This is a genomic window from Streptomyces sp. NBC_00878 (genome assembly GCF_026341515.1).
In the GTDB taxonomy this organism is placed as follows: Bacteria; Actinomycetota; Actinomycetes; order Streptomycetales; family Streptomycetaceae; genus Streptomyces.
The window spans coordinates 6994990-7010710 of record NZ_JAPEOK010000001.1; the positions used below are offsets into that span (position 1 = coordinate 6994990).

The window sequence follows — 15721 nt, forward strand, 5'->3', positions numbered from 1 at the left end:
CCCGGTGACAGGACGTCACCGGGCCGCGCCGCTTTCGTGCAGGCCGCCGTGTCGGTCGTCGTGCCGACTGTCGTGCCGACCGCCGTGTCAGCCGCCGTGTCAGCCGCCCGTCGGCACCGGTGCCCGGTCGTCGGCCATCAGGTGGTTGACCAGCGCCACCAGTACGTCCCGGCTCGCCTGCCGGGACCGCATGTCGCCCATGACGATCGGCACGTTCGGGTCCAGGTCGAGCGCGTCCCGCACCTCGGGCACGGTCCGGTCCTGGATTCCGTCGAAGCAGTTGACGCCGACCACGAACGGCACCCCGCGGCTCTCGAAGAAGTCGATCGACGCGAAGCTGCTCTCAAGGCGCCGGGTGTCCGCGAGCACGACCGCGCCGAGTGCCCCGTTCACCAGGTCGTTCCACATGAACCAGAAGCGTTCCTGCCCCGGCGTGCCGAACAGGTACAGGACGAGCTGGGAACTGACCGTGATCCGGCCGAAGTCCAGTGCCACGGTCGTGGTGGTCTTCTGCTCCACCCCGGCGAGGTCGTCCACGCCGAGGCCCGCGACGGTCAGCTGCTCCTCGGTGTGCAGCGGCGGGACCTCGCTCACGGATCCGACCATGGTGGTCTTGCCCACCCCGAAGCCGCCCGCGATGAGAATCTTCACCGCGGCGGGCGCGGTCGGCGTCCCTGCCGCGGACACCAGTGACCCGGCCTGATCGTCAGAGTCTGAGTAGGGCATCCTTCACCGCCTGAAGAAGAGTGAGGTCCGGTCCCTGGCCCACCGCGACCGCCAACGGCGGCCGGGCCGTCACGCGTTCCCGGTTGATGAGGTCGCTGACGAGGATCTTCGTCACCGCCACGGGCAGGTTCAGCCCGGCGGCGACCTCGGCGAGGGCGACCGGTGTACGGCACTGCTGGAGGATCAGCCGGTGTTCGGGTTGCAGTCCCCGGTCGCCGTGCTGGTCGCCGTGCTGGTCCCCGGGCGCGACGGTGGCGATCACGGTGATGAGGGTGAGATCGTCGCGAGCCGAGGCCGTACGCCCCTGGGTGATGGTGTACGGCCTGACGAAGCTCTGCTCCGCGTCCTCATCGTCCGGCGACGCGTCCGCCCAGTGGCTCACTCACGCCCCCGCTCTCGTGATTCACTCACGCCCCCCGCCCTCCACGTGCTGGACCCGCACCTCGGTCCCCAGCCGCTGGCCCACCTGCTGGACGAGGGTGTCCATCGCCACGGCCATCACCTCGGCGTCGACCTCCTGGTCCGCGACGACCGCCAGATGGGTGCCCCGGCCTGCCGAACTGACGAACAGCCAGAGGTTGTTGAGCTCGATGATGACCTGGTGGACGGCTCCGCCGTTGAAGACCTCGCCGACTCCGCGGGCCAGGCTCTGCTGGCCGGTGGCGATCGCGGCCAGGCGTTCCGCGTCGACCCGGGCGATGCTGCTGGACTGGCTCACGACCAGACCGTCGTCGGACAGCACGATGGCGTTCCGGGTGCCCGGAACCTGGTCGACCAGGCGGTCGAGCAGCCAGTCGAGGTCGGAGTTGGTGGCAGTGGTTCGCAGAGTCATCGTCCGTCTTCCTTCCGGGTCCTGTCGGGGCCCGGTGAGGGGTGGGTGGGCTGGTGATCGGCGTCGGGCCGGAGCCGGGAGGCGCGGGACTGACGCTGGAAGGCACCGACGGTGGCGCCGGAGCGGGCGCCGGTCCGGCGGGGCAGTGGCTGTCCGGCGGCGGGGCCGGTGCGCGGCGGTTCGGCGGCGGGGTACGCGGGCGGGGGCTGCCGCAGTTCGGTGACCAGGTTGGCCTGCCGGACGCGCCGCGGCAGCGGGTCGGAGCTCGCCGTGTGGGCCTGGGCGGGGGCGGGCGCGGGGGCGGGCGCGGGCGCCTGGTCCTGGGAGGGCCGGGCCGGTGGCGTGACCCAGGGGCCGATGAGCGGGCGCGAGACCGCCTCCTGGTCACCGCCGGGGTGGGGCCGGGGTCCCGGACGGGTGTGGTCGTCGAGCGGCCTCGGGCGGGGGTTGTCGTTGAGCGGCCCTGGGCGAGACCCGGTGAGCGGTCCCGGGCGGGGCCCGGTCGCGGCGTGCAGCGCGGGCCGGTCCGGGACGGCGGCCGGCGCGTGCCGCGGAAGCGGTACGGCCTCGCCGCCGGTGATCAGTTCCCCGGGGACCAGGACGACGACCCGGGTGCCCCCGAAGGACGAGGGCCGCAGCTCCACCTTCAGGCCCAGGTTGGCGGAGAGCCGGGCCACGACGTACAGGCCGAGGCGGGCGTCGTCGGCGCGGGACATCACGTCCATGCGGGGCGGTTCGGCCATCATCGCGTTGGCCTCGGCGTACTGCTCGGGGTCCATGCCCATGCCGCGGTCCTCGATCTCGATCGCGACACCGCGGCCCACCTGGGAGGCGGTCACCTCGACCGGGGTCGGCGGCCGGGAGAAGGACACCGCGTTCTCCATGAGCTCCGCGAGCAGGTGCACCATGGGGCCGACGGCGCGCTCGGACAGCCAGGTCTCGCCGTCGGTCTCGATCCGGATGCGCCGGTAGTCCTGCACCTCGCCCTGCGCGGAACGCAGCACGTCCAGCAGGAGTACGGGCCGACGCCAGCGGCGTTGTGGCTGGCCGCTGCCGAGGATCACCAGGTTCTCCTCGTAGCGGCGCAGCCGGGCCGCCAGGTGGTCGAGGTCGAAGAGGCCCTCCAGGACCTCGGGGTCCTCGTGCCGCCGCTGCATCTCGCCGAGCCGCTTCAGCTGCATGCCGATCAGCAACTGGGTGCGCCGGGCGATGCGTTGCAGCAGCCGCTCGAAGCCGCGGTACAGCTCGACCTCCCGTACGGCGGTCTCCAGGGACGAGTTGCGGGCCTGGTTGAGGGCCTGGCCGAGCTGGCCGAGTTCGTCGTCGCCGTGGGCGACCTCGGGCAGTTCGGCGTCGGTGTCGACCTTCTCGCCCTGGCGCAGCCGCTCCACGATGTCGGGCAGCTTGGTCTGGAGTTCGAGGGCCTCGGCGCGGAGCGCGAAGATCCGGCGGCGCAGGATGCCGGTCAGGCGCAGCGAGATCACCAGCATCAGCACCACGGCCGCCGCGCTCACGGCGCTGTTGACCACCATGTTGGTGATCAGGTCGTCGAGTTGGTCCCCGGTGGCGGCCTTGAGGTCGGTGGAGTAGGCGGTGCTGGCCTGCATCAGCTGCGGGGTGATGCCGCCGAGGCTCTGCTGCCAGTCCTTGCCGAGCTTCGCGGACACGGCGGTCCGGCCGGCGCCGTCGGCGTCCTTGATGTTGAGGAGGCTCTGCTCGACCGCGGTCTTCTGTTTCCAGGCGGTGCCGGACAGGACGGCCTGGTAGTTCTTGGCCCGGGCGGCGGGCAGTTGCGGGAGGACCTTGTCGTCGTAGATGTGCCCCTGGCTGCCGATCGCCCCGGCGAGCTGGAGGCGCTGCTCACTGGTGAGCCGGCCGCTCGCCACTCCGGCGGCGATGATCGTGTCCTCGCGCGCGAGCATCTCCAGGCCCCACTGCGCGTCGAGCGCGGGCCGCACGAGGACGGACGTCTCGCCGAAGCCGACGTTGCTGAAGTCCTCCAGCAGCTCCATGTCCTTGGCGATGACGTCGGTGTAGTCGTCGTACGTCTGCTGCTGGTTGCCGGACCGCTGGTCCACGGCGGCCCGGTAGCCGGGGAGTTCCTTCAGTCCGGCGGTGACCTGCCGGAAGGCCCCGCTGAGCGAGGGCGGGGCGGCGCCGAGGGCTTCGAGGCTCTGTACGGACTTGTCGGTGATCCCGCGCTGACGTGTCAGCTCGGACTGGCCGGCCTTGGGGTTCGCGAGCACCGCCACGCTCAGCCGCCGCTCCGCCTGGAGGCTGAAGAAGACCGTGACGAGCGGGGTGCCGAATCCTTTCGCCGACTCGTTGCGGTCGTTGACGGTCTTCCAGTCGCCGTACAGCTGGGCCGAGTTCATCGCGCCCAGGGCCACCAGGGCGAAGCAGGGCACCAGGGCGAGGACGAGCAGGATCGCCCGGAGCGACAACTGGCGCTTCGGGGCCGTCTGTCGGGCACTTTGCCGGTGACCTTCGTCCTGTTGCCCTGCCTGTTGGTGCGAAGCGTGTGCGTGGAGTGCCACAGAGGTCCCCGGCATGTAAGTGATGGCGGACTGTCCGAAAAGCGGGGTCCGCGCCATGACAGGGGGGAGCCTACCTATTTACCATTTGATCTCAATAGTTGTTCGAGCGAATTGGCGTCACCCGTCACGTGCGGAAGACGGCATTCCGGTGAACTGGAATGCCTCATTCAGCGTCGGCGGAGGGGGCGCCGACATTCCGTAAAGGATCACACCGGTTTCGCGCACCCGACCGGGACTTCCCCGCCCAGTTGCACGTAAAGCGCCGTGGACGAGGGGCAGTTGGCCCGTTTGACGACCGCCTTCGTGACCTTGTACTCCGGCTTCTTCTGGCCCTTGCCGTCGCAGGCCGTCTCGCGCACCTCGCCCTGTCCGGTGCTGTAGACGCAGTCGCCGACGATCGTGCGCGGGCCTCCGCCGCCGCCCGGATCGCCCGGGTGCGGTGGCTGGAGGTTGCGCATACAGGCGTACCCCTGCGGGACGGCCCCGTCGCCGTCCTCGTCGGACGACGGCCGCTGTTCGCTGATGTGCAGCACGAAATCCGTGGTCGCCGGACAGGCCGGCCCCTTGCTCACCTTGCCGTCGTAGCGCGCCACGACCCGCGCCGCCGCCCGCTCGCCGGTGCACGGCACCTCGGTGAAGCTCGTCGTACCGAACGAGCTGCACTCGTCGATCGACAGGAACACCGAGCCGTACCCGGCCGGCTGGGTCGGCGCGGGCCGGGAGTCGAGCCGGCTGCTCTCGGCGCCGCCGCTCTCGTCCCCGCTCCCGCTCTCCGGACCCCCGGACAACTGCTGGCAGCCCGTGAGCAGCAGCGCGACGGCGAACAGCACCGACGCGCACACGGCCCCCACGGGTCCCCTGGACCTTCTCTCACGCATCTCAATCCCCCCGATACCCCCGACCAGCGTGACCCGCGACAGCGAGCCACGCCAGACGTCGGGGTGATTTGCGTCTGTTGGGGTTGGTGCGCCGGGTGTGCGACGTAGGACTAGTACGACAGTCCGTAGCCGATCGGATACAGCACCTGTGCCGGGTCATTCGCGCGCTGTACCGGTACGGGCAGCTTCCCGCGTGGACGCACTCGCCCGGCGATCACCTGCGCGGCGGCACGCAGCTCGACGTCGGTCCAGGAATAGGTCGCCAAGTAGGCATGCACATCGGGCAGTTGAGCCACATCGTAGGGATTGCGGACGGCGACCGCGACCACCGGCTTCCCGGTGGCGAGCAACTGCTGGACGAGCGTCCGCTGCGATCCGGCGGCCGTCACGTTGTACGTACCCACCACCACCGCGTCCGCGTCCCCGGCCGCCGCGACCGCCTGGGCGATCGTCGCCGCCGAGGGGGCCGTGCCGGTGGACAGGGCGGTGGCGGTGAAGCCCAGTGAGGTGAGGGCGCCCGCGAGGACCGTGGTGGGAGGGCCGGTGGTGCCGGACGGGGAGGCTGGATCGGCGCCGACGACGAGGACCTTCGGGTGCGTACGCCGGGAGAGCGGCAGCAGTTTCCGGTCGTTGACGAGCAGGGTCGTGGTCCGCTCGGCGATCCGGTCGGCCGCGTCCAGATGCCCCGGGACGCCGACCGCGCGGTCGACGCCGGAATGGGTGACGTACGGCTTCTCCAGCAGCCCCAGTTTCGCCTTCAGCCGCAGGACGCGCAGGATCGACGCGTCGAGCCGGGCCTCCGTCAGCTCGCCGTCCTGGACGGCCTTGAGCACGGCGTTCCAGGCGATGCTGAGGGAGGGCGGGTTGAGGAGCTGGTCGACACCCGCCTTGAGGGCGAGCACCGGCACGCGGTCGTCGCCGTACTTCTCCCGTACGCCCTGCATGCCGAGCGAGTCCGTCACCACGACCCCGTCGTAGCCGAGCCGCTCGCGCAGGATGCCGGTGAGGATGGGGTGGGACAGGGTCGCCGGGTCGCCGGACGGATCGAGCGCCGGGACCATGATGTGCGCGGTCATGATCGAGTCGATACCGGCCGCGACGGCCGCCTCGAACGGCGGCGCGTCGAGCTCGGCCCACTGCGCCTCGGTGTGCTCGATGACCGGAAACCCGTAATGACTGTCGACCTCGGTGTCCCCGTGCCCCGGGAAGTGCTTGGACGTGGCGGCGACCCCCGCGCTCTGGTACCCCTTCACCTGCGCGGCGACCAGCCTCGCCACCGCCTGCGGATCGGCGCCGAAGGACCGTACGCCGATGACGGGGTTGGCCGGGTTGACGTTCACGTCGGCGACCGGCGCGTAGTCCTGCCGGACGCCCATCGCGCGCAGCTCGGCACCGCCGATCCGCCCCGCCGTACGGGCGTCGGTGCGCGAGCCACTGGCCCCCAGGGCCATCGCACCCGGGAAGAGCGTCGCGGGCTTGCCCACGCGGGCGACGATGCCGTGCTCCTGGTCGGTGGAGATGAGGACGGGCAGCCCGCGGGGCTGTGCCAGCGAGGCCTGCTGGATGCCGTTGCTCAGGTCCGCGATCTGGTGCGGCTCACGGGTGTTGTGCGCCCACCCGAAGTAGATGATCCCGCCGACCCGGTACGTGGCGATCAGCTCGGCGGCATTGCGTACGCCGATCTCCGCGAGGTTGGCATCGATGTCAGCCTGGTCGGGTGCGGTCGCCGAGTGCCCGTACACCCGCATCACGAAGAGCTGCCCGACCTTCTCTTCGAGCGTCATACGGGAGATGAGGGCCTGGAGCCCCTTGTCGTCGTGTCGTGCCGCGTCGTCGTCCTCGGCCGCCGACGGGCCGCCGCCGACGGCAACGGCCGCCGCCGCGCCCGCGGTCGCCGCGAGCAGCGTACGTCTGGAGGTGTGCACGTGCGCTCCTTCCGGAAAGGGCCCCTGAGGGCCCGTGGAGGGGCGAGTATGAAGGAAACTTCCAAGAAGTCACGGATATCCGGGAACTTTCTGCCAGTCAAGAGCGCGGACAACCGACACGGCGGATCCGACGCCCGTGGCAGGGCCGAGGCAGGGCCTGAGTGCGAGCGGAGTACGAGCGGGGCGCGACCGGGATGTGAACGGGATGTGAACGGGAAGCAGCCGGGGCGCGACCGGGTGAGGGGCCGTCACCGGCGCAGTTGGAGGGGGCGCGCCGATGACGGCGTGCTGCCGACCGCAGGCGGCGGAGAGGGTAAGTCAGCGATCGCAGCCAGCAGCGAGGCCGACACCGCACTGCGGAGACTCATCCGGCAGCATGCGGATTGGACGGGGGGTGGCGGGGATGGGTTCCCTGGATTCCCCAGATTCCCGGAAATTGGTACGGGTGCATACGTGCGTGCCCAACGGGGCTGGTGTGGCGATGTTTTGGGCCGCTCACCCGCCGACGTGAGCTGAAGCCCTCGGCCAGTGCTCCCGCAGCGTGCGAACCGTCTCGGTGAGGGCCTGGTGAGGTCAGAGGTGCTGGGCGTGGGCGTGTGCCCGGGCGTACTGGGCTGGCGTCTGGCCGTACCGCTTCTTGAATTCTCGGATGAAGTGGCTGCTGTCCGAGAACTGCCAGAACCTCGCGAGTTCCGACACGCTGGGCCGGGCGGCGGGTGCGGTGAGCGCGAGCCGGGCCTGTTCCAGCCGCTGCTGGCGGACGTAGGCGGTCACGGACTCGTCGGCCGCGGTGAACGCCCGATGCAGCGTGCGCACGGAGACGTTGAGCTCGCGGGCCAGCATCGCGGGGGAGAGCTCGGGATGGGCGAGGCGGCTGCGCACCAGGTCCTTGGCCGCCTGGACCAACGAGGGCGCCAACTGCGGCTCGGTCCCGTCGGTCCTCTGCCGGAGCACCCCCAACACCAGCTCGACCAGAGCGTTGCGGGCGGCCCGCACCCCGGCCGGGGACAGATCATCCAGGTGGGCATCGACCATGCGGGCGTGCGCGAGGAGCAGCCGCATCTCGGCGGAGTCCGCCGCCCCGAGGACCGGCCGCTTGTGGACGAGCGGTCCCAGGTGGGCGACCGGCAGGATCAATTTCCTTGTCGTGTTGGCGTGTTCCTTTACCGCGAACCGCCATGACGGGTTGTTGTACCGCACGATGAATTGTCCGGCCGACACCAAGAATCTGTCGCGGTCGAGCGCACGGCTGAAATCCCATGTGCCGCGCCGCACGACATCCACGACCAGCATTCCGGAGAAGTAGTCGCAGCCGACCCAGCGACCGTCGACCGTGGCCGCCCCATAGTGAATGTTCGTGACCAGCACATCGTCAATTCTCAAACCGAGAACACTGGCCCGGGAATCACGGGTACTGGTCAACTCGGCCGCAGGCAGCGGAATTGTCCGGCCGGCCTGTACGTCCCACTGGTGCCGGAGGGCGGCGCGCTGAGCTGCCGTGCAGGGGCCGACCAGATCGGTGGAGAACCTCGCACGCGCCGCTCTGCGTTCCGGCTCGACTTCCGTTACCTCACCCATATCCCGTTTGACCCCCTCTCTGCTCTCGCAGTCACGCACACCGCCCAAGTAGAACACCGGCGCCAATTCAATGGAATGTGTGTGCCGTGTTCGCACATCTTCGGTGAAGCCCCACAAGACACGGCCTACGGTGCCGCTACCCCTCCCCGCACAGAGGAATTGCCATGACGACCTCCATGCCCGAGTCTCCTGATTCACCTCATTCATCTGATTCATCCGATTCACCGGCGAGAGGCAAGGAGACCTGGCTCGCCCGCATGGCGCTGCGGTTCACCGACTTCACCGAGAAGTGGTTGCCCGACGCGCTCGGATTCGTCCTGGTCGGCACGTTCCTGATCTTCACCCTGGGACTGGCGTCCGGTGAGGAGCTGCTCGGTGCGCCGTCCGACCCCGCGGCGACGAGCGGGTTCGGTCTGGTGGACGCGTGGGGGCAGGGGTTCTGGTCCCTCATCACGTTCACCCTGCAAATGGCGATGATCATCATCGGTGGCTACGCGGTCGCCGTCTCCCCACCGGTCGGCCGCCTGGTCGCCAGGCTGGCGGCATGGCCCAAAACCCCGCGCGGCGCCATCACGTTCACCGCCGCCGTCGCCATGGTCACCGCGTACGCGAACTGGGCGTTCAGCCTCATCTTCACCGCCATCCTCGCCAAGGAGATCGCCCGCCGGCTCCCCGGCGTGGACTACCGCGCACTCGGCGCGATGGCCTTCCTCGGTCTCGGCACGGTGTGGGCCCAGGGCCTGTCAGGGTCGGCGGCGTTGCAGGTGGCGAGCACGGCATCGAGCCCCGCCTCCGTACAGAAGGTCATCGCCGAGGGCCGCGGCAGCGGGGTCATACCGCTCACCGACACCATCTTCCTGTGGCAGGGCATGCTGGCCACGGGGATCATCTTCGTCATCGCCGTCGGAATGGCATGGCTCCTGACCCCGTCACCGGAGAACGCGAGGACCGCGGAACGACTCGGGATCGACCTGGGCCCCGCCCCCGACCAGCAGCGGCAGGAGAGCCGACGGACCCGTCCGGGCGAGTGGATCGAGCACAGCCCGGTCTTCACGATCCTGCTGTTCCTCCTCGGCGCCTGGTACCTCGCACGGCACTTCTCGAACGCCGACGGCAATCCGCTCAACGCCCTGGACCTGAACACCATCAACCTGATCCTGATCCTGCTGGCGCTCATCCTGCACTGGCGACCGGTGAACCTCGCCCGCGCGGTCAAGGACGGGGTACCCGCGACGTCCGGCGTCCTGCTCCAATTCCCGCTGTACGGCGGCATCTTCGGGATGATCGCCTACACCGGTCTGCACCGGACCATCGCCGACTGGCTGGTGTCGGTGTCGAACGAGTTCCTCTACCCGGCCTTCATCGCGATCTACAGCTGCGTACTCGGGGTCTTCGTGCCGAGCGGTGGCAGCAAGTGGGTGATCGAGGCACCGTACGTCCTCGACGCGGCCAACCAACTCGACGTGAACCAGGGCTGGATGGTCGTCGTGTACGACCTCGGCGAGGCCAGCGCCAACCTGCTGCAACCGTTCTGGATGCTGCCCACGCTGGCGATCCTCGGCCTCAAGGCACGCGACATCATGGGCTACACGTTCGCGATGTTCCTGGCCCTGTTCCCCGCGGTGCTGATACTCGTCACGGTGTTCGCGCAGACGCTGCCGTTCCCGTAACGGCCCGGGTCAGGTACGGGGCCGGGTCCCCACGTCGGCTATGAAGACGCCCCAGGCGGCGGGGGAGACGCGGAGGGAGGGTTGGGCGATGTCTTTGGAGTCCCGGATGTGGATGGTCGAGGTGGCGGCCACCTCGACACAATCACCGCCGCTGGAGTCGCTGTAGCTGCTCTTGGCCCAGGCGCCGGCGGCCTCGACGCATTCACCGCCGGTGTTGTCGCTGTAGCTGCTCTTGGTCCAGTCGAGGGCTGCTTCGAGGCATTCGCCGCCCGTCGAGTCGCTGTAGCTGCTCTTGAACCACGTCAAGTTGCTCATAGCTCACCCGTCAACTGCTCGATCAACTCGATGGAATCCTCCGGCCGGAGGGCCTGTCGTCCGATCATCGCATAACGGCGGGTCAGGACCCCGACGTGTTCCGGACTGGAGACGAGGGTGCTCTGCCCCTCAACTTCCATGTAAACCAGGCTGGTTTCCTCCGGGGTCTCGATCACGGTCATTGGCCCAGGCAGACCGGCATGCCCCGCCGTGGCCATCGGCATCACCTGAAGCACCACGTTGGACCGCTGTGCGCAGGCGGCCAAAGACTCGTACTGGGCGCGCATTACTTCAGGCCCTCCAATCCTCCGTCGCAGGGCCGCCTCTTCGAGGATGACGTTGATGACGCACACCGGCTTGCGGTCGAAGAGAGCCTTGCGTTCCATGCGAGCCGAAACCAACTGCTCGACTTCGTCCTCATCAAGCGGCGGGAACGCGCAGTTCAGTACGGCGCGGGCGTACTCCTCGGTCTGCAGCAGGCCATGCAGGAGCTGCGTGCAGTACGAGGAAACGCTCAGTGCCTCCTGCTCCAACTGCACGAACCCCTGGAAGTGGGCCGGATACCGCTCCAGCCGCAAATACTTGGCCGCCGCCGCGATCACCCCACCCGCATCCAGCGCCTTCTCCGCAGCCTCGATGAACTCATCCGTCGCCGGTTTCGCGCAGGTCTCCACCGCGCTCACCGCCGCCCCCGTGTAGTTCATGCGCTCACCCAACTCGGTCTGCGACAACCCCGCCTTCGTACGCAGCATCCGCAGTACCTCCGCGAAATACTGCGCGGCAGGTGACGACGAGTTCTTCTTGGGTTGCGCCATCGCGAACCTCCCTCTTCACACAGCCACCGTGCTCAACTCACCTCAACGCCAATCAACGCCCGCTCGTACGGAGTTACCTCCCGCAGGCGTCGACGCTCGGTCACTGGTCACGGTAGCCACCAGGGCCGACAGTGTTCATGTGAACACAGAAAGTGACGGAGTAAACCCCCGAGACCCCCGAGACCTTCGAGACCCCCGAGACGTCCAAAGGCCCCGAGTCCGGACCTGGCGGCGCAGGCTCACGCCCGTGACCCGCTCCGTGCCGGAGGTCCGCCGAGGGGCCAGATCCGTACTCAGCGAGTGGCGGATCCCGACCGACGCGGCCGAGGCGATCGAACTGATCGTGTCGGAGCTGTCGACGAACGCCGTACGCCACGGCCGCGCGCCGGGCCGCTTCTTCGAGGTGGCCCTCACCTACGACGGCGAGAAGGCGGTCGACGTGGAGGTCTCCGACGCGTCGTCCCGCCTCCCGGAGTCTCAAGAACCGCAACTGGACGCCGAGTCGGGCCGGGGCCTGCCCCTGGTGGCGGCGCTGGCGGAGAGCTGGGAACTCAGAGGCAGAGTGGTCGGCAAGACGGTGTGGGCGAGGGTGCTGACCCAGTAAGCGCCCTGATGGGTGCCCCTCTCCGGTGCCCCTCGCCAGTGCCCCGCGGCGCGCGCTACGCCGACTCGTTCAGCAACCGCCCCAGGTGCTCCCGCCCCGCCCCCAACAACCCCTCAAGCGGCGCGGCCGACTCGTACCACCGCTTCTCGTACTCCCAGCACAGCCAGCCGTCCCAGCCCTCGCGGGAGAGGAGTTCGACGCACTCGGTGAGGGGGAGGACGCCCGTGCCGAGCGGCAGCGGGGTCGTGTCGTCGGCGGAGGCGATGTCCTTGACCTGGATGTAGCCGAGGTACGGGGAGAGCGCGGCGAAGGTGGACGAGGGCTGTTCGCCGCCGAGCCAGGTGTGCATGACGTCCCAGAGGGCACCGGCCTGACGGTGGCCGACGAGGCCGAGGACGCGGATGGCGTCGGCGCCCGTGCGGTGCGAGTCGTGGGTCTCAAGGAGGATCCGTACGCCCAGGTCGGCGGCGTACTCGGCGGCCGTACCGAGGCGCCGGGCGGCCGTGGCGTCGGCCTCCTCGGGGCTCTGGTCGGGGTCGCCGCCGGGGAAGACGCGGATGAAGGGGGCGCCCAGGTCCCGGGCCAGTTCGAGGAGTGCGCGGATCTCGGCGAGTACGGGACCGTCGTCGCCCGGCGCCGCGACGCGCGCGTACCCCGCGACGCCCAGGATCTCGACGCCCGCGGCCTTGAACTCGGCCGCCACGTCGGCCCGTTCGGCGAGGCCGATGCCGGGGTGGACCGGCTCCTCGGGATGCGCGCGCAACTCGACGCCGTGATAGCCGTGCGTGGCGGCGAGCCGCACCACGTCGCTGATCGGGAGACCGGGAACGCCGAGGGTGGAGAAGGCCAGCTTCATGAGGCGGACCCTACCTGCCCCTCGTCTTCTGTCACTCCCGCGTGCCGCGCGGGTCCGGACACAGGTGTCTGGACGCCCCGGATGTGCCACGCCGAACCGGGCGGAGAGTGACCGGCGGCCCGCTGCGAGCGAGAGGCAAGTGGGTTCTGCGTCCCAGCGACACGCCGTGCGTGCGGCGTGTCGTTGGGACGCAGAACCCACTTGTCCTCATCCGGCGGGATTCGCCCACGCCCGTTGCTCAGGCGGTGCTGTGCATCAGGCGGTGCTGTGCAGCAGGTCCAGGCGCCAGTCCTGGCCGTTGAGGTCGACGCCGAAGGAGCGGTGGGGCTTCTCGTCGACGAGGACGAAGCCGTGGCGCTGGTAGATGCGGCGGGCGGAGGACAGGATGTCGTTCGTCCACAGGACCATCTCCCGGTAGCCGACGCCGCGCGCGAACTCGACGCAGGCGCCCACCAGTTGGTCGCCGATACCGAGGCCGCGCGCGTCCGGTTCGACGAGCAGGAGGCGCAGCCGGGCGGCACCGGGCGCCTCGTCCCGTACGCACATCACGCAGCCCACCGGGCGGCCGTCCAGCTCCGCGATCCACACCCGCTCCAGGTGCGGGTCGTGGTCCTCGGCGAAGTCGGCGACGATCCGGGCGACCAGGCCCTCGTAGTCCGTGTTGAAGCCGTACGCGGAGGAGTAGAGCGCGGCGTTGCGCTGCACGACCCAGCCGAGGTCGCCGGGTCCCGGCTCGCGCAGCAGCACGTCTTCGCGGCGGGGTGGCCGCCGACTCGCGTCCGAGAGGATCTCGCGAATCTCCCGCATGGCTTCGGCGAGCCGGGGCCGGTCGTCCGGCGGCACGGTGGAGAGCAGTGAGCCCACGGCCTCCCGCGATCGCTCGTTCAGCAGATCGGCGGTCTCCCGGCCGCGGGCCGTGAGCGTGATCCGGCGTCGCCGGGTGTCCTTCTCCGAGGGGGCCCGCTCGATGAGCCCGTCCTTCTCGAACTTCGCGAGCAGACGGCTCAAGTACCCGGAGTCCAGACAGAGTTCGCCGCGGAGGTCGGCCGCGTCCGTACGGGGGGAGTGGGCGAGTTCGTACAGCACGCGGGACTCAGTGAGCGTGTACGGGGCGTGGAGCTGGCGGCTGTAGTCGAGCGCGCCGATGAGGTTCGTGTAGAAGCGGTTGAAGGCGCGGATCTCTTGAATGGTCGTCATGACGTCTGACACCTGCCTTTGACACCTGCCTTGGGGCTCGCTCGCACATGAGGCTGGATAGCTGACTCAGTCAGAGATTATGCCCGCAGCTTCCAGTACGCGCACGGGTTTTTTCGTTTTGGGGGCGCTGTTAGCGTGGCCGTTCGACCGAGGGGGAGAGTCGTAGATGACGACCACATCGAGCACGTTCCGCATCGGCGGGGACCTGGAGGTGGGGCGGCTCGGATTCGGGGCGATGCATCTGCCCACCGAGCCCGCGGATGCGCGCGAGACCGCCGTCGCGGTGGCGCGGCGGGCCGTCGAACTGGGCGTGACGCTGATCGACACGGCCCACATGTACGGCGAGGGAGCGAACGAGGAACTCCTCGCGGAGGCTCTGTACCCCTACGCGGACGGGCTGCTCGTCACGACCAAGGTGGGCATCACGCGGTCGGAGGCTTCGGGCGAGTGGCAACTGAACGGCCGGCCGGACGCTCTACGGGCCGAGGTCGACCACGCCCTGCGCCGCCTCCGAGTCGAACGGATCGAGCTTCTCCAACTCCACCGCCTCGACCCGGAGACCTCGCTCGCCGAACAGCTCGGTGCGCTGCGGGAGTTGCGGGACGCGGGCAAGGTGGGGCGGATCGGGCTGTCCGAGGTGAGTGTCGACGAGCTGAACCGGGCGCGGGAGGTGGTGGACATCGCGAGCGTGCAGAACCGGTACAACGTGCTCGACCGCGAGCACGAGCCGGTCCTGGACGCCTGCGCGGCGGCGGGGATCGCGTTCCTGCCGTGGCGGACGGTGGCATGGGGTTCGTCGGGCGACACGGCGGAAATCGCGACGGTGGCGAACGAGCTGGGCGCTACGCCCACGCAGGTTGTTCTGGCGTGGCTCCTCGGCCACTCGCCGGTGATGCTGCCGATCCCGGGCACGGCCCGGCTCGCCCACCTGGAGGAGAACGTGGCGGCGGGCGGGCTCCGCCTGAGCCCGGGGCAACGGGCGCGCTTGGACGGCTTGTCCAAGCCGGGGTGAGGCTGCGCGGGGTGATGGGGGCGGAATTCTGGCTGCGTGTGGGGGCTGGTCGCGCCAGGGATGATGTCCCGCCGAGTGGTGCAGCCGGTCACGGGCCGTGAACGCGCGGATATCTGCTCGGGGCGTGCACCGAAGTTGGTCGCCCGAGCCAAAAGCTGAGGGGTTCCTCGGTCGCTGGGAGTAGGTCCTGCGCCTCAGGCGCGCTTCGCGCCTGCCTGGCTAGGGTCGGTGCTCATGGAGACCACGGGAATGGTTCGCCGGAAGACGGCGGAGCGTGTGCGCGACGCTCTGGAGCGGCTCGTTGCCGAGCGGGATGTATGGGTGTCGACGGCTCACCCTGATCACGGGCCGCACCAGGTGCCGCTGTGGTTCTTGTGGGATGGGCGAGCAGTGTGGATGTGCACCAGCGCCACTTCCGTGACGGCGCGGAACGTCCGCAAAGAGCCGCGCGTACGCCTGGCGCTACCGGACACCTTCGATGTGGTGCTCCTCCAGGGTGAGGCGGAGTGTTTCCCGGACCAAGAGGTGCCCGAAGGAGCAGCGGAGGCGTTCGTCGACAAGTTCGGGTGGGATCCACGCGTGGAGGAGGGTTCCTTTCTGTATGTACGAGTGGCCCCGAGGACTGTGCGCGCTTGGCGAGGCGAGCAGGAACTACGCGAGAGAGTCATCATGCGCGACGGGATGTGGCTGAAATAACGGCCGTCCCTCGCCGAGCGCCTCTCTCGGATCACGATCTCGTCCGTCGGAGTCCGTGAAGCGCAACTGGGTTCCGGAGT

General features: G+C 69.5%; 15 protein-coding genes. 4 read left to right on the forward strand and 11 right to left on the reverse strand.

Going from position 1 to position 15721, the window contains the following annotated elements; translation table 11 throughout:
* Positions 1-99: 99 nt before the first annotated feature.
* The 7 genes from OHA11_RS30400 to OHA11_RS30430 all read right to left on the reverse strand — a co-directional run bounded on the left by OHA11_RS30400 (position 100) and on the right by OHA11_RS30430 (position 8281).
* On the reverse strand, positions 100-726 hold the full coding sequence (locus OHA11_RS30400) for an ATP/GTP-binding protein (protein ID WP_266501925.1): 627 nt from the start codon (positions 724-726) through the stop codon (positions 100-102).
* Positions 707-1108, reverse strand: a complete 402-nt coding sequence (locus tag OHA11_RS30405) for a DUF742 domain-containing protein (RefSeq protein ID WP_266501926.1) — start codon at positions 1106-1108, stop codon at positions 707-709. Before OHA11_RS30405 ends, OHA11_RS30400 begins: the two co-directional genes overlap by 20 nt.
* A gap of 21 nt (positions 1109-1129) precedes the next feature.
* On the reverse strand, positions 1130-1558 hold the full coding sequence (locus OHA11_RS30410) for a roadblock/LC7 domain-containing protein (RefSeq protein WP_266501927.1): 429 nt from the start codon (positions 1556-1558) through the stop codon (positions 1130-1132).
* The gene (locus OHA11_RS30415; RefSeq protein WP_266501928.1) at positions 1555-4002 is read right to left on the reverse strand and encodes a nitrate- and nitrite sensing domain-containing protein; all 2448 of its coding nucleotides are present in this window, start codon (positions 4000-4002) and stop codon (positions 1555-1557) included. The genes OHA11_RS30410 and OHA11_RS30415 overlap by 4 nt, the downstream gene beginning before the upstream one ends.
* A 299-nt stretch (positions 4003-4301) precedes the next feature.
* Positions 4302-4973 carry a hypothetical protein gene (locus OHA11_RS30420; RefSeq protein WP_266501929.1) on the reverse strand — a complete coding sequence of 224 codons (672 nt, stop codon included), beginning with the start codon at positions 4971-4973 and terminating at the stop codon, positions 4302-4304.
* A 110-nt stretch (positions 4974-5083) separates the two neighbouring features.
* Entirely contained in the window at positions 5084-6898 is a 1815-nt protein-coding gene (locus OHA11_RS30425) for a glycoside hydrolase family 3 protein (protein WP_266501930.1), read from the reverse strand.
* A gap of 573 nt (positions 6899-7471) precedes the next feature.
* Positions 7472-8281, reverse strand: a complete 810-nt coding sequence (locus OHA11_RS30430) for a helix-turn-helix domain-containing protein (RefSeq protein WP_266501932.1) — start codon at positions 8279-8281, stop codon at positions 7472-7474.
* A 359-nt stretch (positions 8282-8640) separates the two neighbouring features.
* On the opposite strand from OHA11_RS30430, the gene OHA11_RS30435 reads away from it, so the two are divergent.
* Positions 8641-10146: a short-chain fatty acid transporter gene (locus tag OHA11_RS30435; RefSeq protein ID WP_266501933.1), complete on the forward strand. Its 1506-nt coding sequence runs from the start codon at positions 8641-8643 to the stop codon at positions 10144-10146.
* Positions 10147-10155: 9 nt separating this feature from the next.
* On the opposite strand, the gene OHA11_RS30440 is transcribed toward OHA11_RS30435, so the two are convergent.
* Together OHA11_RS30440 and OHA11_RS30445 are read right to left on the reverse strand one after the other, a co-directional pair.
* Positions 10156-10461, reverse strand: a complete 306-nt coding sequence (locus OHA11_RS30440) for a DUF397 domain-containing protein (RefSeq protein WP_266501934.1) — start codon at positions 10459-10461, stop codon at positions 10156-10158.
* On the reverse strand, positions 10458-11276 hold the full coding sequence (locus tag OHA11_RS30445) for a helix-turn-helix transcriptional regulator (RefSeq protein ID WP_266501935.1): 819 nt from the start codon (positions 11274-11276) through the stop codon (positions 10458-10460). The genes OHA11_RS30440 and OHA11_RS30445 overlap by 4 nt, the downstream gene beginning before the upstream one ends.
* 247 nt (positions 11277-11523) lie before the next feature.
* On the opposite strand from OHA11_RS30445, the gene OHA11_RS30450 reads away from it, so the two are divergent.
* Positions 11524-11880, forward strand: a complete 357-nt coding sequence (locus OHA11_RS30450) for an ATP-binding protein (protein WP_266501936.1) — start codon at positions 11524-11526, stop codon at positions 11878-11880.
* 55 nt (positions 11881-11935) lie between these two features.
* Here the strand turns inward: OHA11_RS30450 and OHA11_RS30455 are convergent, their stop codons facing one another.
* Entirely contained in the window at positions 11936-12736 is an 801-nt protein-coding gene (locus OHA11_RS30455; RefSeq protein WP_266501937.1) for a sugar phosphate isomerase/epimerase, read from the reverse strand.
* A gap of 255 nt (positions 12737-12991) precedes the next feature.
* Positions 12992-13933: a bifunctional helix-turn-helix transcriptional regulator/GNAT family N-acetyltransferase gene (locus tag OHA11_RS30460; protein WP_266501939.1), complete on the reverse strand. Its 942-nt coding sequence runs from the start codon at positions 13931-13933 to the stop codon at positions 12992-12994.
* 166 nt (positions 13934-14099) lie between these two features.
* On the opposite strand from OHA11_RS30460, the gene OHA11_RS30465 reads away from it, so the two are divergent.
* Together OHA11_RS30465 and OHA11_RS30470 are read left to right on the forward strand one after the other, a co-directional pair.
* Positions 14100-14945, forward strand: coding sequence for an aldo/keto reductase (locus OHA11_RS30465; protein ID WP_266501940.1), 846 nt, complete (start codon positions 14100-14102; stop codon positions 14943-14945).
* Positions 14946-15179: 234 nt separating this feature from the next.
* A complete protein-coding gene (locus OHA11_RS30470; protein ID WP_266501941.1) occupies positions 15180-15641 on the forward strand; it encodes a pyridoxamine 5'-phosphate oxidase family protein in 462 nt (153 codons plus the stop codon).
* Positions 15642-15721: the final 80 nt, after the last annotated feature.